Source organism: Parashewanella spongiae (assembly GCF_004358345.1).
Classification (GTDB): Bacteria; Pseudomonadota; Gammaproteobacteria; order Enterobacterales; family Shewanellaceae; genus Parashewanella; species Parashewanella spongiae.
Map to the genome: position 1 here is coordinate 5421895 of NZ_CP037952.1, position 22722 is coordinate 5444616.

Below are 22722 nucleotides of genomic sequence, written 5' to 3' on the forward strand. Positions count from 1 at the left end.
TAATTATTTCTTGTTGGCTTTCTCAACGGCTTCGTCGATTGAACCAACCATGTAGAACGCTTGCTCTGGAACATGGTCATAGTCACCCTTCAACAAGCCTTTAAAGCCTGAGATGGTATCTTTCAGAGAAACGTACTTACCTGGAGAACCAGTAAAGACTTCTGCCACAAAGAATGGTTGCGATAAGAAACGCTCAATCTTACGTGCGCGGAATACGGTTGTCTTATCTTCATCAGATAATTCGTCCATACCCAAAATCGCGATGATGTCTTTTAGCTCTTTGTAACGTTGCAATACAGTTTGCACACCGTTTGCTACATCATAATGCTCTTGACCAACAACCAATGGATCAAGCTGACGTGAAGTCGAATCCAATGGGTCAACCGCCGGGTAAATACCCAGTGACGCAATTTGACGTGACAATACAACCGTTGCATCTAAGTGAGCGAACGTTGTAGCTGGCGATGGATCCGTTAAGTCATCCGCAGGTACGTATACAGCTTGGACAGAAGTAATCGATCCTGACTTCGTCGACGTAATACGTTCCTGAAGTACACCCATCTCTTCAGCAAGAGTAGGCTGATAACCTACCGCAGAAGGCATACGGCCCAATAGTGCAGAAACTTCTGTACCAGCCAAGGTATAACGATAAATGTTGTCCACGAACAACAATACGTCTTTACCTTCATCACGGAATTTTTCCGCCATGGTTAGACCGGTCAAAGCAACACGTAAACGGTTACCTGGAGGCTCATTCATCTGGCCGTAAACCATGGCTACTTTATCAAGTACGCCTGATTCTTCCATCTCGTAGTAGAAGTCGTTACCCTCACGAGTACGCTCACCTACACCAGCGAAAACAGATAAACCTGAGTGGGCTTTTGCGATGTTGTTAATTAATTCCATCATGTTGACGGTCTTACCAACACCAGCACCACCGAACAAACCAACTTTACCACCTTTAGCAAACGGACAAACAAGGTCAATAACCTTGATACCGGTTTCTAAAAGTTCAGTAGAACTTGATTGATCTTCGTATGAAGGAGCGTCACGGTGAATCTCATAACGATCATCAGCGCCGATTTCGCCAGCTTCATCAATTGGCTCACCTAAAACGTTCATGATACGACCAAGCGTGGCCGTACCAACAGGAACAGTAATTGGTGATCCAGAGTTTTCAACCTCGATACCACGACGCAAACCATCTGATGAACCCATTGCAATGGCACGTACTACGCCACCACCAAGTTGCTGCTGAACTTCTAGCACCAACCCGTTACAAGTTCCTTCACCAGTGATTTTTAAAGCGTCATATATCTGAGGTACAGCAACTTGTGGAAACTCAACGTCCACAACCGCGCCAATAACTTGGACAACAGTACCTGTGCTCATGATTAATCCTCTAAATATCTATTTAACCTTGCTTAAACCGCAGCTGCACCGGAAACAATTTCCGACAATTCTTGCGTAATCGCAGACTGACGAGCCTTGTTATAGACCAGTTGCAAATCGTTGATGAGATCACCCGCATTGTCTGTCGCCGACTTCATTGCTACCATTCTGGCAGCCTGTTCAGAGGCAATATTTTCGACAACACCTTGGTACACTTGAGACTCAACATAACGAACCAATAACGTATCCAAAAGGCTCTTTGGATCTGGCTCATAGATGTAATCCCAATGATGTCCGATGTACTCATCTTCTTTCTCAGGTTTAGGCAAAGGCAGCAGCTGTTCGATCACAGGAGTCTGTGCCATAGTATTCACAAATTTGTTGAATACTACATACAGACGATCCAATTTGCCTTCATTGTAAGCTTGCAGCATAACGCGCACTGTACCAATCAAGTCAGCCAATGCCGGAGCATCACCTAAACCAGAGGCATTAGATACGATATTGCCACCAAAACTTTTGAAAAACTGAACACTTCGAGCACCGATTGGACAGAAGTCCACTTCGACGCCTTTGTCTTGCCAATTTTTCACGTCTGCCGCAACTTTCTTAAATAAGTTAACGTTCAGACCACCACAAAGACCACGGTCGGTTGCCACAACAATGTAACCAACTCGCTTGGCCTCTCTCACCTCTAAATAGGGGTGTTTATACTCGAGAGAACCTTGTGCTACGTGACCGATCACCTTACGCATGCTATCCGCATAAGGACGACTAGCAGACATGCGATCCTGCGCTCTGCGCATTTTGCTTGCTGCTACCATCTCCATCGCGGAGGTGATCTTCTGAGTGTTTTGTACACTCGCGATCTTAGTTTTAATCTCTTTAGCGCCGGCCATCTTTACTCTCCAATCTGGACCAGAGGTGCCTTAAGACACCTCGGTAGTATTTACCAGGTTTGGGTTGCTACGAACTTGTCGAGGCCAGCCTTCAAACCAGCTTCGATGTCAGCGTTATAGTCGCCAGTCTCGTTGATGGTTTTAAGAAGATCTGCATGCTCGCTGTTCATATAAGAAAGCAGAGCGGCTTCGAAATCACCGATTTTATTCAGCGCAATCGCTTGAAGGTAACCTTTTTCAGCTGAGAAAATTGACACAGCTTGATCGGCAACGCTCATAGGGGCATATTGCTTTTGCTTCATTAGTTCGGTAACACGTTCACCATGCTCAAGTTGAGCACGAGTTGCATCATCTAAGTCAGATGCAAACTGAGAGAACGCGGCAAGCTCACGATACTGTGCAAGTGCAGTACGAATACCACCTGACAGTTTCTTGATGATTTTGGTCTGCGCTGCACCACCTACACGAGATACTGAAATACCTGGGTTAACCGCTGGACGTAGTCCTGAGTTAAACAGATCAGTTTCAAGGAAGATCTGACCATCAGTAATCGAAATTACGTTAGTCGGTACGAATGCAGATACGTCACCTGCTTGGGTTTCAATGATAGGAAGCGCGGTCATAGAACCGGTCTTACCTTTCACTTCACCTTTGGTAAATTTCTCTACGTACTCTTCGTTGACGCGTGATGCACGCTCAAGTAAACGAGAATGTAGATAGAATACATCACCTGGGTAAGCTTCACGGCCTGGTGGACGCTTAAGCAGCAATGAAATTTGACGGTAAGCAACAGCTTGCTTAGACAAATCATCATATACGATTAGCGAGTCTTCACCACGATCACGGAAGTATTCACCCATTGAGCAACCAGAATACGGTGCCAAGAATTGAAGAGCGGCGGCTTCAGAAGCCGTTGCTACTACAACAATGGTGTTTGACAATGCGCCATGCTCTTCCAATTTACGAACTACGTTCGCAATGGTAGAAGCTTTTTGACCAACCGCAACATAAACACAAGCAATACCTGAGTCTTTTTGGTTGATGATGGCATCAATTGCCATCGCTGTTTTACCAGTCTGACGGTCACCAATGATCAATTCACGTTGTCCACGACCAATTGGGATCATGGAATCAACGGCTTTATAACCGGTTTGGATTGGTTGTGATACTGACTTACGTTCAATAACACCTGGTGCAATCACTTCAACAGGAGAGAAACCATCATTATCGATAGGTCCTTTACCGTCAATAGGTTCGCCCAGTGTATTCACAACACGACCAAGTAGACCACGGCCTACAGGTACTTCCAGAATACGACCAGTCGTTTTTACTTTTACGCCCTCTGCCAATCCGGCATAAGAGCCCATCACTACGGCACCTACAGAATCACGTTCTAAGTTCAACGCGATTGCATAACGGTTACCTGGCAATTCGATCATCTCACCTTGCATCACATCGGCTAGGCCGTTGATGCGGATGATGCCGTCACTTACCGCAACGATAGTACCTTCGTTACGTGCTTCGCTGACAACTTCGAACTGCTCGATCCGCTGTTTAATCAGATCGCTGATTTCAGTGGAATTCAGTTGCATGCTCAAACTCCCAATTACGACTTAAGTTCATCGTTCAGTCGCGATAATTGACCGCTTACTGAACCATCGATGACTAAATCGCCTGCTTTGATGATGACACCAGCCACTAAGCTAGCATCAGTGCTGCAATTCAGCTTTACTTTGCGTGACAAACGTTTCTCTACAGAAGCGCTGATCTGCTCGAGTTGTTCTGAGCTAAGTTCTGTTGCTGAAATGACTTCAGCTTCGACTTCTTTAGCCCACTCATTACGATATTGAATGAATAATTCAGACACCGCAGGCAGAACTTCTAAACGTCCGTTTTCAGCCATTACCTTGACCAGATTTTGACCGTGCGAGTTGATTTGCTCACCACAGATCCCGATAAAAAACTCGGCGACTTGTTGAGGGGCTACTGCACCTTTCAACATAGGTTGCACCTGTGGGTGTGCACTTACCACTGCAATAAAATCAAGCATTTCAGCCCAATTATCTACAGTGTTTTTCTCAACCGCAACATCAAATGCTGCCTTTGCGTAAGGGCGAGCAATGGTGGTTAATTCAGCCATAACTCAACTCCCTTATCAAATTTCAGCAACAAGTTTTTCAACAATGTCACTGTGAGCTGCTGGATCAATTGAACGAGCAAGGATTTTTTCAGCACCTTGAATGGCTAAAGAAGCAACTTGCTTACGCAGGTCTTCTTTCACACGATTACGCTCAGCTTCAATTTCTGCGTGACCTTGAGCGATTATTTTCGCACGCTCAGAGTCTGCTTCAGCTTTTGCTTCGTCAACGATTTGAGCTTTACGCTTGTTAGCAGCTTCAATAATTTCGTTAGCATTAGCTTTAGCTTCTTTTAGTTGGTCAGTAGCTCTCGCTTGAGCCAACTCTAGGTCTTTTACTGCACGATCTGCATCGGCAAGACCATCAGCTATTTTCTTTTGACGATCTTCAATGGCTTGCATTAAAGGTGGCCAAACAAACTTCATGCAAAACCACACGAAGACGAGAAAAGCGACTGACTGACCGATTAGGGTAGCGTTGAAATTCACAACAGCCTCCTAGTTAGAGTTAAGACAGAAGCGCGTGTTACAGCATGGCACCCAAAGGGTTTGTAAATAACATAAACAATGCAATACCAACACCGATCATAGTTACGGCATCAAGAAGACCCGCTACAATGAACATCTTAACTTGAAGCATAGGTGCCATTTCTGGTTGACGAGCTGCGCCTTCCAAGAACTTACCACCCAATAAACCGAAACCGATTGCTGTACCTAATGCACCCATACCAATCAGTAGAGCAACAGCGATAGCTGTCATGCCTAAAATCGTTTCCATCATTATCTCCGATATCTAAATCTAATTTAGTTGTTGATTTAGTTTTAAAATTTCTTCAGCGATCCTTAGTGATCTTCATGCGCCATGCTTAAGTAAACAATGGTCAACATCATGAAGATGAACGCCTGTAGGGTAATAACCAAAATATGGAAAATTAACCAGCCAAGTTGTAATGAAACACCTAAAGCGGATAACGCCAAGTTAGTACCATACATCAACGCAATAAGGATGAAGATCAACTCACCTGCGTATAAGTTACCAAACAAACGCAATGCCAATGAAATCGGCTTTGCAATCAAGGTAACAGACTCTAGCAAGAGGTTGACGGGTATCATTGCCTTATGGTTAAAGGGCTGTAACGTCAATTCTTTAACAAATCCTGATACACCTTTGACTTTAATGCTGTAATAAATAATCAGCACAAACACACCAATAGCTAAGCTAAAAGTAATGTTAACGTCAGTAGTCGGAACTACTTTCATGTATTCGATACCCATTAATGAAGCTAACCAAGGCAGCCAATCAACAGGAACCATATCCATGAAGTTCATCATGAAAATCCACACAAAAATAGTCAGAGCAAGAGGTGCAATCACAGGATTGCGACCATGGAAAGTTTCTTTCACGCTACTATCAACAAATTCCACTATCATTTCGACAAAACATTGAAGTTTGCCAGGAACGCCAGTGGTTGCTTTTTTAGCAACACTACGGAATAACCATAGAAACAAAACGCCAAGACCAACCGAAAAGAACAATGAATCAATATGCCACGTCCAAAAACCTTCACCAGCACTTAAGTTGGTAAGGTGATGTTGGATATAGCCTTGCGAAGTTAGTTCTTCACCAGTTGAAGACATGATTCATCCCACTTAACTTTGCTTGAAATATAAAGGAGCCGCCCAATGAACCATCAAACACAACACATAACCAACAAATATCGGCGTAAATGCCGCTTTCAGTTGACTAAATGCCAGCGAGAACAATCCAATTGTTAACAGCAACTTTACCGCTTCCCCCCAGTAAAAGTTTTTTAAGACTTTATCTGTTTGACTTGCTCCCGAATGAGAGAAAGCGAGGGTTACGAATACAAAATTAGGAAGCACAGCAATCAGGCCACCTGCAAATGCAGAATAACCGAACTGAACTCCCCACACGGTGAAAAAGAAAACTGAGCAAACCACTGCCATAGCAGCTTGAGCTAACACTAATTTATAGGCAGCTAAGCGACCTCGACGAGCTATTTTATTGGTCAATTTACCTTCTCCACATTGGTACTTTTTAGCTCTGCTAAATCAGTTTTATTTGACTGACAACAAGGCAAAGGCTAAAAAGCTTGCGAAAGTATACCCTTTCAAGCTTTCAATGCAACTTTGAGATGAGTAAAAATGAGACTTTCCTGATGGAATAGGGAGCTACAGAGTGTCATGTCACATTAACAATTGCTTGTTATGTTTCACTAATCACTGTAACAAAGCCTTTCCTAGTTAATTTTACTGAGAATACCGTCTAATTCAGCGAGATCTTGGTAATTAATGACAATTTTTCCTTTTCCCTTGCGGTTATGACTAATTGAAACTTTAGCACCTAGTCGCTCAACTAACTCTGACTCTAGGCGGGTCACTTCATGATCTTTTACTTGAGTTTTCGCTGTTTGAGCAGGATTAAGAGCTTTAGTCACTAAACGTTCGGTTTCTCGCACCGTCATCTCTTTAGCTACAACGGTTCTAGCCATTAAGGTTTGCTGTTCACCTTCAATGGCGAGTAACGCCCGAGCATGTCCCATATCTAAATCGCCATGTTCCAATAATCGCTTAACCGGATCATTCAATAAGTTAAGACGCAGCAAATTGGATATTGTTGCCCGAGATTTTCCAACCGCATCGGCTGTTTGCTGATGAGTTAAATCAAATTCTTCAATTAATCGATTTAAGGCCACCGCTTCTTCCATAGCATTTAAATCTTCACGTTGAATATTCTCAATCAAAGCGATGGCTACAGCAGAGTCATCAGCAACTTGCTTAACTATACAGGGCACTTTTTCAATGCCTGCCAACATTGATGCACGCCAGCGCCGTTCACCAGCAATAATTTCATAATTGGTAGAAGCATCAAGTTTGCGTACCACAATGGGTTGAATGATTCCTTGGACACGAATTGATTCCGCTAACTCATCTAACGCATCGGCAGACATGTCTTTACGTGGCTGATATTTCCCTGGCACTAATTTATCAATATCAAGCTGTAGCAAATCACTGTCAGCTGCGACTTCTATAGGTTCGGAGACTTGCTTATCCGCTTGTTGACGTTTTTGAGTCGCGGCATGGCTAGTACTGAGTAAGGCATCCAATCCTTTACCTAATCCACGTTTTCTTAATGTCATCTTGTTCCCTTAACTATATTTTATGCCAACTCAATAATTACAATTACTTTTGCTCAGCGCGACGAATAATTTCTCCCGCTAATGCCAAATATGCTTTAGCTCCTGGGCTACTTTTGTCGTAATACATGGCTGGTGCACCAAAACTCGGAGCTTCGGCTAAACGGACATTTCTCGGGATCACGGTACGGTACACCTTGTCACCAAAATGGTTTTTAAGTTGATCAGATACATCATTGGCTAAACGATTGCGTGGATCATACATGGTACGTAATACGCCTTCTATGCCAAGCCCAGGATTCACCATACTAGCTAATTGTGAAATAGTATCCATCAACGCTGTAAGGCCTTCGAGAGCATAATATTCACATTGCATTGGAACCAATACTGAATCCGCGGCAGACATGGCATTAACCGTCAACATATTTAACGAGGGTGGGCAGTCAATAAAAATAAAATCATAATCATCTTTTATCGGGGCAAGTGCGCTACGTAATCTCACTTCCCGAGCAAAAAACTCCATTAATTTTATTTCAGCCGCAGTAACATCACCATTTCCGGCGATTAAATCGTATTTCCCTACGGTATCTTTTACCACAACTTTGTCGAAAGGTTTTTCATCAACCAGTAAATCAAAAGCGGTTGTCGCCACATCATATTTATCAATGCCACTGCCCATGGTTGCATTACCTTGGGGATCTAAATCTATTAATAACACTCGGCGCTTTGTGGCTGCTAATGAAGCAGCAAGATTTACACAGGTTGTAGTTTTCCCTACACCACCTTTCTGATTGGCTACGGCAATTATTTTTCCCACAAGCGTTTCCTGTTATTTTTCAGCCTGTAACTGCGGCGATAAATGTTGTTTAATAATAAATACTGAGACGATTCAGAATTGAATATAACAAAGATTATTTATTTTTAACTAATTTTAATAGATGACGTTGCTCTATTAAATTAGGAACTTTGAGCTCGATGGTATCAATTACAGTAAATTCTTGAGGAATTTGTTGCATTTCTTCTTCAAGTAATTGTCCCTTCAAGGCGTAAAATACCCCATCAGTATTGGGTAAGTGCTTACACCAATCTAACATATCTTTTACCGATGCAAAGGCTCGACTTAATACACCATCAAAACCGTGCTCTACAGTATAGTCTTCAACTCGATTTTCTACCGAAATGATATTATGAATCCCCAACTCAAACTGAACTTGCTTTTGAAAACGGATCCGTTTTCCCAAACTGTCGAGTAATACAAATTCTTTATCTGGGTTAATAATAGCCAACGGCAAACCAGGAAAACCAGGCCCAGTACCTACATCAATAAATAGCTCTCCTTTAAGATAAGGAGAGACAACTAGACTGTCCATGATATGGCGGATCAACATCTGCTTAGGATCCCGTACCGAAGTAAGGTTATAAGCTTTATTCCATTTATTGAGCATGGCGACTAAACCAAGCAACTGCTGTTGCTGCTGCTCAGTAATCGATAATCCTGATTGTTGTAAATAACTGGAGAGTAGCTGTTTTAACTCAGATGTCATGTTGAGCGCCTGATCTGCTAATACTGATTATAATGTCAATGATATTATGAAGTGCCTAAAACAACAAAGGAAGCCTTATGCTTCCTCTGTTCGTCATTTTTGCGATAAGAATATCACGCGCTTTTACGTAACAGTCCTCTTTTTTTCAAATGTACCAGCAAAATAGAAATGGCGGCCGGAGTGATCCCCGAAATCCGAGAAGCTTGACCAATCGTTTCTGGTTTACTGTCATTCATTTTAGCGATCACTTCATTCGATAATCCAGGCACTTCGCTATAATCAAGATCTAATGGCAATCTGGTTTTTTCATTTCGAGTCGCTTTTTCAATTTCTTCTTGTTGACGCTGAATATAACCCGAATACTTCACTTGAATTTGCACTTGCTCGGCAGCCAATTTATCAACAACTGCAGGGCCAAATCCTTCAATGTTGGTTAATTTGACATAGTCCATTTCAGGACGGCGTAATAATTCTTCGAATGTCGCTTCACGTGAAATAGGCGTATTTAAGTGTGGATTTAATTTTTCAACCAATGGAGAATTTGGATGTATCCATTGACTGCGTAGACGCTGAAGCTCAGCTTCAATCGCCTGTTGTTTATCATTAAATGCTTGCCAACGCTTATCATCAACCAAGCCCAATTCACGGCCTTTCTCTGTTAACCGCATATCTGCATTATCTTCACGTAATAACAAACGATATTCAGCACGGCTGGTGAACATACGGTAAGGTTCTTTGGTGCCTAAAGTGGATAAGTCATCAACCAGTACGCCAATATAAGCCTCATCACGACGTGGACACCAACTCTCTTTACCTTGTATTTGCAATGAAGCATTCATACCAGCCAATAACCCCTGCGCGGCAGCCTCTTCATAACCAGTCGTGCCATTGATCTGTCCAGCGAAGAACAAACCTGAGATGTATTTAGTCTCTAATGAATTCTTTAAATCCCGCGGATCAAAATAATCATATTCGATCGCATAACCGGGACGAATAATTTCAGCTTGTTCCATGCCTTTAATTGATCGAACAAGATCAAGTTGAACATCAAAAGGTAAACTAGTTGAAATCCCATTAGGATAAATTTCATTTGTATGAAGACCTTCAGGTTCAATAAAGATCTGATGCGAATTTTTATCGGCAAAGCGCATGATTTTATCTTCGATTGAAGGACAGTAACGCGGTCCAATACCTTCAATCTCACCTGAATACATAGGGCTGCGATCAAGCCCACTTCGAATAATATCATGGGTTTTTTCATTGGTATGAGTGATATGACAACTCACTTGAGAAGGATGTTGATCCACATGGCCAATGAATGACATTACAGGTAATAGAGCATCGCCTTCTTGTTCTTGCATTTTAGAAAAATCAAGACTATTTGCATCTAATCGAGGTGGTGTTCCTGTTTTTAATCGTCCAACTCGCATTGGTAATTCACGTAATCGTTTAGCTAAACTGATGGCGGGTGGATCACCAGCACGACCGCCACTGTAGTTTTCTAAACCAATATGAATTTTACCACTGAGAAAAGTACCGGTAGTTAACACAACACTCTGTGCTGTGAAGGTTAATCCCATTTGGGTCACTACTCCGGTAACTCGAGCATTATCTATGATCAAATCATCAACTGATTGCTGAAATAAACGTAAATTAGGTTGCTGTTGTAAAATGGTTTGAATTTTTTGACGATATAAGGTTCGATCGGCTTGTGCTCGTGTCGCTCGAACTGCTGGCCCTTTGCTTGAATTTAAGGTGCGAAATTGGATGCCAGCATGATCCGTTGCGATCGCCATCGCCCCACCTAATGCATCGATCTCTTTGACTAGATGTCCTTTTCCAATACCACCTATGGCTGGATTGCAGGACATTTGCCCTAAAGTATCAATGTTATGGGTAAGTAATAATGTTTTTGATCCCATTCGAGCAGCCGCCAAAGCGGCTTCTGTACCGGCATGACCACCACCAACAACTATAACATCAAACCGTTCATTAAATTGCATTAGAAACCTTAAATCTACATCGACGATCAACTAAGTTTGAGTTGAGTAGTTTACCACTTCAAAGCAAATAGGTGAATGATCAGTTTCAAGTCAAAATATTAAAGCGATCGAGTTAATAGATCTTAAGATCTTTTTAAAGATCTATTTATTATGTTTATTATTAAGGAAGCTCTTTTCTGTGGGTAACTAAAATAGTTGTTTATAATCAATAAATAGAGTGTTTTTGATCTTGTGATCAATCCGCGATCAACTTTCCTATAAGTTGGGGATAGATCGTTAAGTTATCCACAGATGCGATCGTAAGTTTTTTGAGGATTTTATTAAACCCAACTTGATCAAGGGATGATCAAAGATTACTCACAGAGTTATCCTATAGTGTATAACTCTGTGTAAAATGATCCGGTATGTTGTGGGAAATATTGATCGTGTTTGGAGTTAAAGCAATTAAATATTTTCGATCCATTGCTGTAACCACTCAATGGCAAGGTCTTCTGGCAAAGAAGATTTTTGTATGTCGATTTGGATCTTATCCACAAACTGGGTAGCACCTTGCTGTTGAAAAAGTTCGATCAAGACTTCTGGTCCTTTACAAAAAGTATCGTAACTTGAGTCTCCGATCGCACAAACGGCAAAATTAATTTTAGAAAGATCGGGTTTTTGAGTGCGGATCTGTTCGAAAAGTGGCTGAATATTGTCTGGAAGATCTCCGGCTCCATGTGTAGAACAGACTAATATCCAATATTCATCAGCTTGTATTTCATCTAAATTAGGTTGTAAATGTTGCTCGGTTTGATGGTTCTTTTGTGCAATATGAGTGATTAATTCATCGGATACATACTCTGCGTTACCTAATGTTGTGCCGACTAATACTGCTATTTTGGTCATAAATTTAACTCCATATTGTTTAGTTGGATATTAACATTGATAGATTGAATCGAAGATGATTAAGGAAGAGATGTGTAAAGGTAATAACAAAAATTGTTGTTTATTTTGGTTTATATTCAAGCAAAATTAAGCTTCTAAATGTTAAAATTTTTTATCGTTCTAAAGATAATACTATTTATGTCACTATGTTTAACCACAGAGTCAAGTCGGCGCATAGAAGCTTATTGTAATAACCCTACTCGTTTATGTAGACCTATGATTGTGTCTGTGATTAAAGGCTTTGATCGAAGCAAAGCCTACTATTATTACATCGCATTACACGGTAAAAGAGTGCTAACAGTATCAAATAGTGTGAGTAATTTTTTTGAAAATAGCCCAAGTCCTAAACATGTAAAAGGTTTAGTTAATAACAAAATGTGTTAATTGAACGTTATTTGCCAATACATAAAGTGTAAAAGCCTTATATATCAAGGTGGTTATATAGTGTCAGTGGGGCATTGGTGGGACACTTTGAGAAAAAAGCCCAGATGAAAATAAATCATGTGAGTATTTCAGCTTCATGCCTGAAGCTATAAATTTAGAAATTGTGTACTCAGTGTTGGTAAAGGCTTTTTTCTTTTACTCAAATTTGCTATTGCCCTATTTCTTGAGTCTGAGTGTTTATCCATCACTGATATAAATACTTGTATAGGGGGAGCGCAAACCAGTAATTTAGGTGATTTTGTGATAAACCTAATATTTACTTATTTAAAATCAGCATCATATTTTTGAAAAACGATCACCTATAAAAGGTGATTTACAGTGATCAAAAGGGAATTTTTGACTCTTATCCCACTGGTAGTTCAATTCTGTATTTGGATATTTGTTTATTGAAAACAGCTACACCTTGATCAGGCAATTTATCGGCGTAGTCTTTTTCTAGCTGATATCTGGCTTCGGCATAGTCACTCCAATTGACACTGCTGGTATAACCATGAAGATCAGAAAATACTTTAGTCAACGTTCGGAACTTACCATTGCGAGTAGCTTGCCTTAATCCATTCAAGTAACTTTCTCTGTGAACTGTTGGTACTATTATTTTAAATTGCTCAGCATAGGCCAACTCTGCATTCATCATTATTCGAGATAACCTTCCGTTACCATCATCAAATGGGTGACACTCTGATATTAAAAACTGCATGAAAATGGCTCTTGGTAAACCTTCAGGTAATTCACTGTAAACTGAAAATGCCTGCGATATTGTTCCTTCGACCTGCTCTGGTTTAACAAACACAGAATCACCGGCTTTATTAATACTTAATTTGAGTTTGCCTGGTCTCTTCTCTGGCCGAGCCTCCATAATTAATGCATGTCTTTGTGAGAGTAAGTTCATCAATTCATCGGCATTATTGGGTACTGTAATCATTTCGGTATAGTCTTGAACCACATCAAAAACTGACATTACATCATGACTATCTTGATGGCGGTGGTTAATCTCATTTTTTTCAAAAATGATTTTTTCTGCTTCATCTATTTCAAACTCAGTGCCTTCAATATAGTTTGAGAAATAGCTTTCAAAAAATGATAAATGACGCCAACTTGCTGTATTGTAGTTATAAGGATGGCCTTTCAAGCTACATTGTTTAAGGTAATCAGCCAAAGCATTAAATAAATTTATTCTATTAGGATCAAAAGGTTCATTTTTTGCTGTTGCAATGGCGGTTGCGGTTGAAAGTGTATCAATAGGTTGAGTGGATAAAATAGCTCCAATCAAACCGCATAAAATATCAGACTCTTTCTTCATATTCAGTGATTGGGCGTGGCTTCGTGCTGTATCACGAATTCGGTTTAACTCCTGCTCACCATAGCGCTCAAGCAGTCGGCAAAGTTCTTTTTCTACCCAAGCTTTTCCTAGTGACTTCACTGAATCGACATCTTTATGACTAATCTGCAAGTTTTCCAGCAAATAACGGGCTGGTGAGCTTCTGAAGGCGTTCGGCTGGAATGGCTCTTTTAGTAACTCTACATTTCCCGGTAAAACTTCAATCGTCAGTAGATCACTGATCTTTACCTTTTTACGGATCTTAACTGGGGCGGTAATGAAAATGACATTTTCTTTAGGGAGCAAATAAACGGCAGAAGAATGTGAAACCATTGCATCTGGGTATAAATAAGTCACAATTTGGTGCCACTTACTGTTAATCAGATTTGGAATATCTTCCCATTTGGCATCTGTGTAAATCCCTGCTCTAAGTCTTTTAAGCTTTCCCTCTGCAACAGATTTAGCCAGTTTTTTTGATTCGACTGTATTTTCAGCAAAGATAAGTTGAGACATATTTATTTAGGAATAATTTGATATAAAACGTAATTTTAGTGAAAAACTTGATATAAACAACTGTTTTTGTGAAAAACTTGATATAAACAGTGCTCTTTATCTGAAAAACTTAATATAAACTGTAATTACTACGTTGATTGACCTACAAAACGGTCGTTATTACGCTTCCATTCATCAAACGTATTTTTTGTTATTCCTAAACCGATAATGGCTCCGCTGTGCAGTTGTTTTAAGTCATTCTCGGTCATCACAATAAATTTATCAGGCGATTCAATATTATTTTCGATACAAAATTGCTTTAAAAAATCTTCTATCGCTTTCCCTTGTAATTGTTGGCGAATGACTTCACCCATTGCTTGTTTGCGTTCGTTTCTATATTGAATACGATAAGTGTCGATTTCCCCAAGTGATGCTTTAACTACTTCGTATTGTTGACAAGATCTTGAATATGCCCACTCAAACAATTCTAATGCGGGTTGGACATTATTCTTTTCATAAAAATAGAGTAGGGCTTTAAAGTAATCTTCATTTGGGACATCAATAAAGCTTAAAGGACATAAGTTGTCCTTAATAAAGGCAATGTTGCAAGCCAGTCGTGCAGTACGTTTATTTACATCTTCAAAGGTTTGTAAATAGGATAAATGCAGCAATAAAAAGAAGCTTTGCTCAAACGGATCAACAATCTGCTGGGCTTTTCTAAGTAAAACCTCAAGATACTCTCGCAATTGATGAGGGTTATTCAGCGGCAGATAAGCACTCTTTCCTATTGTCACTTCAACTTGCCTTACGTTTCCGCAGGCTTCAGGATTTTTGAGTAAATCCTGCGATAATAAATAGTGGAGATTGCGGATGGTAAAACTATTTAGATCAATTTCTTCTGCATTTTCAACTAAAAAAAGAATGGCCTCTTTGTGATTAAGGATCATCACTGTTTCTTCGTGGATCTTACCATCAGCCGTTAGTCCACTTTCAATTAGTCTTTCTGTATCAAGCTTTGAGTAGGTATTTCCTTCCAATCGGCTTGAGTTATAAGACAAATCAATGAGTAAGCGTTGCTCAATATTTTTGGCATAAGTTCCCGCAGCCAAGCGTTTATCAAATCGTTTCCCTAATGAAAGCAGTTTAGCTCTCAAATCATCAGAAACATATTGGGTTTCATTGGGGATGTAGTCATTCAGTAAGTTAGGATTGTAACCACTTTGTACTCTTGCATAAGAAGGTGTGTCTAAATAACTGAGTAGTGACAATGCTGTTTGTGAATAAATTGGGTGCTCAATTATCTGATATTCAGCTTTATCTTCAGATAATTGTCCTAATAATTCTGATTTTTTGTCCTTATTAAAAGCATATTTGGTATTTCGGCGTTCACCTGTCTTTAAAACGAATCCATCATCGACTAATTGAACTAAACGACGTTGTAGTGTTTTTTTATGGATAGAAATAGCAAGCTTATCTTCTAGCTGTCCAATACTCAGAGGAACACCTGACTTTTCAAGTGATTCTAATATTAATATATTTTCTTTTTTTAAGGACATTGTATAAGACATTGTTTTTTGTAGTTGTCCTAATTATAAGGACATACCACCGGTTTTTACAACTTTTATACTTAAGTTTGTCCTTATTATTTATTTCTGCAGTAGTTTTAGTCATGATTGCTAATGGTAAAAATAGCCTGAGATATTTTCTATTTTATAAACTCAGGCCACAGTCACAGCGAGGTATATTTTCATGGCTTTATCAGCTCATTAAGTTCAAAGACTTTTTCCATTGCACGTTCATCAAAATCATTTTGAGAATCGACTTTATTACTGAGTAGCCAGTTATCGATATCTTGCCTCTTAAAAAAGAGCTTTTTGCCATTAGGTTTGAAGTGAGGGATCTGTTTATTATGAGTAAGCTTATACAGGTAATTTTTTGTCAATCCGGTGTATTCACTGCACTCATCCATAGACAGAACGGTTTTAATGTTCAATGACATTTTATAAAACTGAGCTTTGATAAGTTTCTCTAAGTCTTGCTGGGTTTGGTTAAATTCATTGGTGTCAGTCATCATTTTATCTCTCAGGTTGTAATCCGTTAAATTGATTGGAGGTCGTCGGTTATTCGTCTTTTCTTTTGAATATCCAGCATTTCGCCGTTAATGGTTTTTTTGCGTTGGGGTAGGATCTATTCAGCCTTGAATTAACAGCACTGTTAACAGACTTTATTTCGATAAATGGATAAGTCTTGCCAAATTTCAATAATCGTTTGAGGTCGACAAGCAGTGGGATATTTTGCTTTCTGTGGAGTGCTTCTTCCGTAAATTGGTTCAGGTTAATAGCAACAAGCTGCGGATCTTTTGAATGGTCTACAGTATGTGGTTGTTCAGATTCTAAAAAATCAACAACATCCCAGAAGGTCTGAACTTCAGGAGGATCGACAGCAATTGCTTGTTGTCGGTCTCTGGCAAGTTTTGGGATAAGTTCATTTACGCAAGCGACCTGTTGTTTACTCAATGGTATCACTAACTTTAAAGCATCAAATATTGCCCAAAGTTGGGCATGGACTTTTAATATTCTCTCTGTACGAATTTTTGGATCATTAGCCAGTGTTTGATAATGAATAGGAAATTTACGTTCAATTTCCTGTAAGACTTTATGCTCTGATTTTATCGCTTGCAAAATAAACCCTGAAACCTGCCTAATATCGATTCGCTCTAGCCATTCAGCTGCTTTCTTTGTTTCAGTGGAATAACTTATTTTGTCAGTTTGTACGTGAATAAGGCGCTGAAGTATTGCTTCAGATGCTTGTACTGCGGTGTTTTGGCTAATCACTACAGAAGCCTTAAATGGCGGCTCGTAGGTATCATTGCCGCAGTTTTTTATCCCTCTAGCAAAAATACATCGGCCGTTATAAATATCTTTTAAATCTTCCCAATGAAAATCACTTTTCTTGGCATCTTTTCCCATGCTCCGGTCGCCTTCGTTAAGAACCACTGGAATATTAGCGACCCGAGCTAAATTTCTACCAATCGCTGAACTGGTCGATTTACTCGGATCGAAACCTTCATAGTTACTCCTTCCAAGCAATTTCCATAAAAACTCGATCATCGTCGATTTACCTGTTCCCGGCGCACCAATAATCTCAAGAAAAGGATAGGTCTTATGAAGTTGCCTAATTTGCTCAGCGAATAAGCTACCAAACCAAAAACTGAGAGTGATTAATCCTTTTGCGCCGAAGGCTAACCAATATTGGTTGAGCCAATAAGGGCTATACTCACTTTCTATGGTGTTTATGGATAGTTTAATGGGTTGTTGCGATTTTATGCCCATTGACCTTATATCAAAAAAATCTTCTTCATTGATGGAATATTCGATACCGTCTTTTACGGCTACACTATTGAATACATAACACTTGTGCTCACGACTGTAGCCGATAAAATCGATTACATTGACTCGCTTGATATTGAATAAGTGCTTACGAAACCATTTGTTGAGTTGATGAGTATTACCTTCATAAATTGCGCCTGCAGCAACACTAGATAACCGTTTTTTAAATTCAATATGGGAAGTGATCTGTGCTCCAGTAAAGGTTTTTTTAACACTTAAACCGTGAGAAAAATCAATTTGAAAGTAATACCAGCTTTCGTCTGTAGTTAAGTTTTCTTGGAAGTACAGTGCATGGGGATAACACATACACAGCAGTTGTACGCTGGTAGCTTCATTTAGTGCAGCTAAATTATCATCAACTTTTGTGGTCTTATCATATTTATTCGCATGAAATTTAAACCAATACATACAAAGCTGAAACTCAAACGGAAACTCGTGTTGATTGGTTTTCTGGTATATTAAAACGCTTTTAGCTTTGGCCGAAGGCGCTATCAACAGCGCACCCAAATAGCGGTAATGCTGTATGTGTTCAGGTGTTAATAGTTCCCGTTGCAGTAATTCATTCCAATCCAACCTAGATTTACCTGATGACGGCTGAGCTGCGGTGGCATTCCAACCCAATTTTCTGGCTTTTTCCACAAATTTTATAGTATGATATTCACCTGCTTTACCAGCATCAAAGGCAAACACTAACGTTGGTGGAGTAGTATGGCGCAACTGGTCTCGGAGTGTTTTTAGCGATTCAGAGGGAAAGTTATTGCAGCTCATCACACTGACAGCGGATATGCCAACTTGAAGCAACGACAAAGCATCAAATATGCCTTCAGTTAGCCACAACTCTTTAGCTGTTACGACTTGGTTGAGATCAAAATCAGGTGCTTGCCACCAATAACCTTTATAACTTCCTGAGAAACGAGCCTTCATAGTGCCAAATCGTTCAGGCTTATCGATAAACCGTTCCCACGTAGCGCCATTCGTTAAAGTAAACTTTACCGTAGCCGTCCCAATCTGCTTTTCACCACAATAATAAGATCCTTGTTGATACCAGCCTTTAATCTTAAAAAACTTTAAACCTCTGCCGTGAGAAAGGTAAGCATCTGCGGCCGCATTAGGGTTAGTTACAAAGCCTGTTTTTTCATCTGTTTTGCTTGGAAAACGTTCACTCCATGACTCGAACAAATCATGATAAATATCTTTGATATGCAGCTCATTACCACACTTATTCAAACGACCACAACGCAATAACCAAGGGTGTTCTTTGTGGGTGTAAAGCTCACGCTCTCCACAGTTGGGACAAACTCCTTGTTGTAAAAAATCACCACTCTGTTTTTTAAAGTCGAAATCAAGCGGCAGTCGACGCAGTATTTCTGAATGGAGTTCTGAATACATTTCTTGCCTCCTTTAAGCTAAGGTTTAAGGAGATAAGTTTGTTAGGAAAGCTGTAACTTATGTAAAAAACGCTCAATCTTACGAATGTCATATCGCCCAGTGCATAAATCTTTCAGTTCCATCAATGGGAATCTCTTATGTTTTTCCCAGCGCTTTAATGTGTTGTAAGTGATGCCGAAATGGCGACATAAATCGGCTTTGGTGTACCAAATTTGTGGTACTTCATTTTGTAACTCTCGTTGAGCTTTGAGCTGTTCTAGTGCGTTGATTAAGTCGTTTGTATAGGCTGTTCTCATGGCATGTTTCTCCGCAATTGGATTCAAATATAAACTGGTTTCCAAAGTTAAAATAGAAATAACACAGAAATAAGAAAAGTCAGAGCACGAAAATTGACCGTTTTAGCCGTTTTAGATTAATTCAAACGTTACCTATTGTATTTTAAGTAAAATAAATAGCACTCTTGTTCAGATTTTGTTCAGTATATAGGCTTGATTTTGTAGATATTAAGCGGAAATTAGAAAAAAACTGTATACTCGTTAGTGCTGGTGATTCTTTAATTTATTTCATTTCATAAACTGGAAGCTTGCGAAATGTTATCAATTAAACATGAGTTACGTAGGTTGAAGATTGAGTAACAATGATAGGTAGAAGAGTTTCGTTATTTTTGAGTTTAACTACATCACCATTATTGGTTGTTAGATGATGGTCATCCTCATAGCGGACGATCTGTGGTTCATTACCGACTAGAATGCAAAAGTAGCCTTTAATTTTGTTGGCGGTCACATTGAAGTACAACGTATCACTTGCTGAGATAGAAGGTTCGAAGTCGAGACCACTGGATACTACGGAGTAAGTTTTTTCGATTTGTCTTATGTGCTGGACTAACTGAGGGCTGAAGTTGATGGTAAGCCTGCCCTGCACTGGTAGGGGATCGATACCTTGTAAGCAAGGCAGTTGTGAAAGCGAAAGCTCAGGGACGAGATAGCAATTCAAAGACTCGTCATATTTCGTGATTGGTAAGCTGTACGAAGCATTGCCAAACAGATAATCGTTGTCGACACCAAACTTATCAGCGACACTCAAGCGTCGGCCTCTTGACGGCATTTTATAGTTGAACAGCCAGTTACGAACGGTTGTCTCTTTCTCTCCACTTACCTTGGCCACACCAACTTGCTTACTTTGAATTTCAGGCGCAAGCTTTTTTGCAATGGCAACTGCTTTAATGTGAAAGTCGTAGTTTGACAATATGTGACCTCGTTCAAATTTGTAGCCGTTTCTATTGTTTACTCAGAAATGGCATGTTACCAGTAAAGTTTGGCTTAAAATGGTCTACAACCATTTATGATTCAATCGCCGTTTTCATTTGTTACAACATGGAAGTCTATCAAGTAAACCGCGATTTGGCTGTGTTTGCTAGGAGTGTTAACCATGTTTAATGACAATCTATTATGCGATCTTAATCTACGCTACCTTTCTGTGGCAAAAGATTTAGCGCTTACCGATCCTAAACTCGCTCAACTCAAGCTTGGCTTATCTGAGTTTCTAATTAGCATCATAGCAAACAGTAGCTTTCAACAGCTGAATAATATGGCGAAACAAAAAGCCATCTATTTCCATTTTCTTCCTAATGAAGAGCTCTTTGCCCGTTTGCTGGATGATCCAGACAACGAATTACTACAAGTATCACTGGTTGTGTCGAGTAACCTTGCTGTATTTAGAGTAAATCAATGAACCATCTACAGCAAAGCCAACAAACGCTTAAAGCAGCTAAGTACATAGAATACGGGCTCAAAACCAGTATTATTGAGCATTACACTCAGCTACCTGTTAAATACCTTCGGACTCTATGTAAAGATGTCACAGGCAAATCGCCCACGTCAGGGCAACTCATTACCGTCCCTCGACTGTTTAAAAATAAACGTGCAGCTATTGCTTGTATCTTGTTTGTGTCTATTTATTTAAAAGCGAATCATTCCTCAAGTCGAAGAGTAGATCTAGAATTGCTGCTTAGTGCATTTGACTGTTTTACAAATCAATTAGTTCAACTGGATGAAATGAATGAAGATAAATTAAGTTTTAATATTAACGATGCGTGGGTACTGATGAATGCTTATATGAATCACATTATTGAGTTTGTGCCTTGTTGCTGTGGCAGTGTTTCTGTCTCGTCACAAGTTTTTGATGTTGAAACCAAATGCCCATTTTGCGCCTTTGGTGGGCATTTTCGTTATGGGCTAGAAGATCTTGATGTTTTATTGGGATAATTAAGCTTCTCGTATCTTCATAGCCTCACTTTTCTTCAGGTGTTTCATCAGGACCATAGTGGGAAATACAAATATCAGGCTGTATATCACTTTCAAAGACCAAGTAGATATCATCATATGGAGCAATTCAGCGTGACTCAATTTGTCATAAAAGCCGATAGCGTCGACGATGATACTTAAAAAAGCCTGACCGATGGCAGTGCTGCAAATACTTCGCAAGATGAAATATTTGCCTGATAATCTAATTCTCCAATTGTTCATCAAGTAGATATTAAAACGTTCACCAACATAAAAACCAGCCAGCGCTGCCAGCGATAAACGAATAGTAGGATCAAAAACAGCATGGTAAGCCGAACCATCACCTGCAGCATCAGACGTTGGCATCAATAAAAAGAGTTGGGCAAGTAGGACAAACATCCCTTGGGCAATGAAACCATACCAAATGAATGCCTTTGCAAGAGCATAACCATAGGCTTCACTAATGATGTCGCAAATCAAAAAAGTAAGTGGAAATACATAAATTCCACCGGGTAACACCATGCCAGCAATAACGTTGACATTGTTCCCAAACGCAAGAGAAATACACAGCATCACGATATAACAAACCAGCAGAAGTGACAGTTTATCTAACTGTACAAGTTTAATTAGTGCATTTTTTTGTTGTTGCTCTCTCTGCCCTTGCTCTTGTCTTCGCTCTTGTTTTTGTCGCCACATAGAAACCCCACCTTGAATTGGTCGCCGTCTTTAATCTTGTTGAAAATGTCAGGATTATTTAATATACCTTCAGTAGTTAGCTGAATGAATGAGTCAGTTTTTTTATCTTTGAAGTTGAAGTATTTTTCGTCTGATTGATGGTATTCCACTGTGTCGAGTTCATAACGACGTTGGAGCTCAAGGAATAACGTATACATGGATAAGTTTTGGACATCTCGAGGTGATAACCCTGCTAGTATCTTGTCGTCATCTGCCGCCTCTTCTAGCGGAACTATGCGGTAATAATGGGAGTAGCGCTGGCCAATGACTACCATAGGTATATTGTCTTTTTTAATGAATTCCACTATAGGGTATGGAACTTCGCAATCTTCATGACATTCAACATAAGCCGATTTTATTTTTGCGAAAATCCCTTTGTTCTTTTTGGACATGTTCACCACCTTGAGTAACGAACTCACGTTTTAATGTAAATAAAGCTGTGAGATATACTGATGGTTGAAAAAAGTACATCTAGTGAAAATAAATAAACGATTTCAGCTGGATAATACAAGTTAATTTTTACTTTTAGAAGGTTCGTTCAGTTTGTATTCAATATGTTGTGTTGGAGAATTGAAACATTGAGATATTGCTAGTAGTAACGACAAAATGCCAGCAA

At 39.7% G+C, this 22722-nt stretch carries 24 protein-coding genes; 3 read left to right on the forward strand and 21 right to left on the reverse strand.

The genetic code is table 11. From position 1 onward, the window contains the following. Positions 1–3: 3 nt before the first annotated feature. The 13 genes from atpD to mioC all read right to left on the reverse strand — a co-directional run bounded on the left by atpD (position 4) and on the right by mioC (position 12018). Positions 4–1392 (reverse strand): F0F1 ATP synthase subunit beta, encoded by a 1389-nt coding sequence (atpD, locus tag E2I05_RS21610; protein WP_121853197.1) that lies wholly within the window; start codon positions 1390–1392, stop codon positions 4–6. A 32-nt stretch (positions 1393–1424) separates the two neighbouring features. Then, on the reverse strand, positions 1425–2291 hold the full coding sequence (gene atpG / locus E2I05_RS21615) for a F0F1 ATP synthase subunit gamma (RefSeq protein ID WP_121853198.1): 867 nt from the start codon (positions 2289–2291) through the stop codon (positions 1425–1427). Positions 2292–2341: 50 nt separating this feature from the next. Beyond that, positions 2342–3883: a F0F1 ATP synthase subunit alpha gene (gene atpA, locus E2I05_RS21620; protein ID WP_121853199.1), complete on the reverse strand. Its 1542-nt coding sequence runs from the start codon at positions 3881–3883 to the stop codon at positions 2342–2344. A gap of 14 nt (positions 3884–3897) precedes the next feature. Continuing rightward, the gene (gene atpH / locus E2I05_RS21625; RefSeq protein WP_121853200.1) at positions 3898–4431 is read right to left on the reverse strand and encodes a F0F1 ATP synthase subunit delta; all 534 of its coding nucleotides are present in this window, start codon (positions 4429–4431) and stop codon (positions 3898–3900) included. Positions 4432–4446: 15 nt separating this feature from the next. Further along, positions 4447–4917, reverse strand: coding sequence for a F0F1 ATP synthase subunit B (gene atpF, locus E2I05_RS21630; protein ID WP_121853201.1), 471 nt, complete (start codon positions 4915–4917; stop codon positions 4447–4449). 37 nt (positions 4918–4954) lie between these two features. Then, complete coding sequence (atpE, locus tag E2I05_RS21635) at positions 4955–5206, reverse strand: F0F1 ATP synthase subunit C (RefSeq protein ID WP_006083840.1); 252 nt, start codon at positions 5204–5206, stop codon at positions 4955–4957. A gap of 65 nt (positions 5207–5271) precedes the next feature. After that, positions 5272–6066, reverse strand: a complete 795-nt coding sequence (gene atpB, locus E2I05_RS21640) for a F0F1 ATP synthase subunit A (RefSeq protein ID WP_121853202.1) — start codon at positions 6064–6066, stop codon at positions 5272–5274. Between the two features lie 12 nt (positions 6067–6078). After that, positions 6079–6462 carry an ATP synthase subunit I gene (locus E2I05_RS21645; RefSeq protein WP_121853203.1) on the reverse strand — a complete coding sequence of 128 codons (384 nt, stop codon included), beginning with the start codon at positions 6460–6462 and terminating at the stop codon, positions 6079–6081. Positions 6463–6689: 227 nt separating this feature from the next. Continuing rightward, positions 6690–7589: a ParB/RepB/Spo0J family partition protein gene (locus E2I05_RS21650; protein ID WP_121853204.1), complete on the reverse strand. Its 900-nt coding sequence runs from the start codon at positions 7587–7589 to the stop codon at positions 6690–6692. A gap of 43 nt (positions 7590–7632) precedes the next feature. Continuing rightward, on the reverse strand, positions 7633–8403 hold the full coding sequence (locus E2I05_RS21655; protein ID WP_121853205.1) for a ParA family protein: 771 nt from the start codon (positions 8401–8403) through the stop codon (positions 7633–7635). Between the two features lie 94 nt (positions 8404–8497). Then, positions 8498–9130 carry a 16S rRNA (guanine(527)-N(7))-methyltransferase RsmG gene (gene rsmG, locus E2I05_RS21660; protein WP_121853206.1) on the reverse strand — a complete coding sequence of 211 codons (633 nt, stop codon included), beginning with the start codon at positions 9128–9130 and terminating at the stop codon, positions 8498–8500. 113 nt (positions 9131–9243) lie between these two features. Continuing rightward, positions 9244–11133 carry a tRNA uridine-5-carboxymethylaminomethyl(34) synthesis enzyme MnmG gene (gene mnmG / locus E2I05_RS21665; RefSeq protein ID WP_121853207.1) on the reverse strand — a complete coding sequence of 630 codons (1890 nt, stop codon included), beginning with the start codon at positions 11131–11133 and terminating at the stop codon, positions 9244–9246. A 444-nt stretch (positions 11134–11577) separates the two neighbouring features. Next, a complete protein-coding gene (mioC, locus tag E2I05_RS21670) occupies positions 11578–12018 on the reverse strand; it encodes an FMN-binding protein MioC (protein WP_121853208.1) in 441 nt (146 codons plus the stop codon). A gap of 177 nt (positions 12019–12195) precedes the next feature. Between mioC and E2I05_RS21675 the strand changes: the two genes are divergently transcribed. Further along, on the forward strand, positions 12196–12441 hold the full coding sequence (locus E2I05_RS21675) for a hypothetical protein (protein ID WP_133309849.1): 246 nt from the start codon (positions 12196–12198) through the stop codon (positions 12439–12441). A 403-nt stretch (positions 12442–12844) separates the two neighbouring features. Here the strand turns inward: E2I05_RS21675 and E2I05_RS21680 are convergent, their stop codons facing one another. The 6 genes from E2I05_RS21680 to E2I05_RS21705 all read right to left on the reverse strand — a co-directional run bounded on the left by E2I05_RS21680 (position 12845) and on the right by E2I05_RS21705 (position 20334). Beyond that, positions 12845–14332, reverse strand: coding sequence for a Fic family protein (locus E2I05_RS21680; RefSeq protein ID WP_121853209.1), 1488 nt, complete (start codon positions 14330–14332; stop codon positions 12845–12847). Positions 14333–14460: 128 nt separating this feature from the next. Continuing rightward, a complete protein-coding gene (locus tag E2I05_RS21685; RefSeq protein ID WP_121853210.1) occupies positions 14461–15867 on the reverse strand; it encodes a Fic family protein in 1407 nt (468 codons plus the stop codon). 191 nt (positions 15868–16058) lie between these two features. Continuing rightward, positions 16059–16385 carry a helix-turn-helix transcriptional regulator gene (locus E2I05_RS21690; protein ID WP_243641067.1) on the reverse strand — a complete coding sequence of 109 codons (327 nt, stop codon included), beginning with the start codon at positions 16383–16385 and terminating at the stop codon, positions 16059–16061. 46 nt (positions 16386–16431) lie between these two features. Further along, on the reverse strand, positions 16432–19089 hold the full coding sequence (locus E2I05_RS21695; RefSeq protein WP_121853211.1) for a toprim domain-containing protein: 2658 nt from the start codon (positions 19087–19089) through the stop codon (positions 16432–16434). 41 nt (positions 19090–19130) lie between these two features. Continuing rightward, the gene (locus E2I05_RS21700) at positions 19131–19385 is read right to left on the reverse strand and encodes a helix-turn-helix domain-containing protein (protein ID WP_121853212.1); all 255 of its coding nucleotides are present in this window, start codon (positions 19383–19385) and stop codon (positions 19131–19133) included. 304 nt (positions 19386–19689) lie between these two features. Beyond that, positions 19690–20334, reverse strand: coding sequence for a hypothetical protein (locus E2I05_RS21705; protein WP_121853213.1), 645 nt, complete (start codon positions 20332–20334; stop codon positions 19690–19692). A 183-nt stretch (positions 20335–20517) separates the two neighbouring features. Between E2I05_RS21705 and E2I05_RS21710 the strand changes: the two genes are divergently transcribed. After that, positions 20518–20820, forward strand: a complete 303-nt coding sequence (locus E2I05_RS21710; RefSeq protein WP_121853214.1) for a flagellar transcriptional regulator FlhD — start codon at positions 20518–20520, stop codon at positions 20818–20820. Beyond that, positions 20817–21353 (forward strand): FlhC family transcriptional regulator, encoded by a 537-nt coding sequence (locus E2I05_RS21715; RefSeq protein ID WP_121853215.1) that lies wholly within the window; start codon positions 20817–20819, stop codon positions 21351–21353. Before E2I05_RS21710 ends, E2I05_RS21715 begins: the two co-directional genes overlap by 4 nt. Here the strand turns inward: E2I05_RS21715 and E2I05_RS21720 are convergent, their stop codons facing one another. Both E2I05_RS21720 and E2I05_RS21725 read right to left on the reverse strand, forming a co-directional pair. Then, positions 21354–22067, reverse strand: a complete 714-nt coding sequence (locus tag E2I05_RS21720) for a queuosine precursor transporter (RefSeq protein WP_121853216.1) — start codon at positions 22065–22067, stop codon at positions 21354–21356. Continuing rightward, entirely contained in the window at positions 21998–22498 is a 501-nt protein-coding gene (locus E2I05_RS21725; protein WP_121853217.1) for a hypothetical protein, read from the reverse strand. The genes E2I05_RS21720 and E2I05_RS21725 overlap by 70 nt, the downstream gene beginning before the upstream one ends. Positions 22499–22722: the final 224 nt, after the last annotated feature.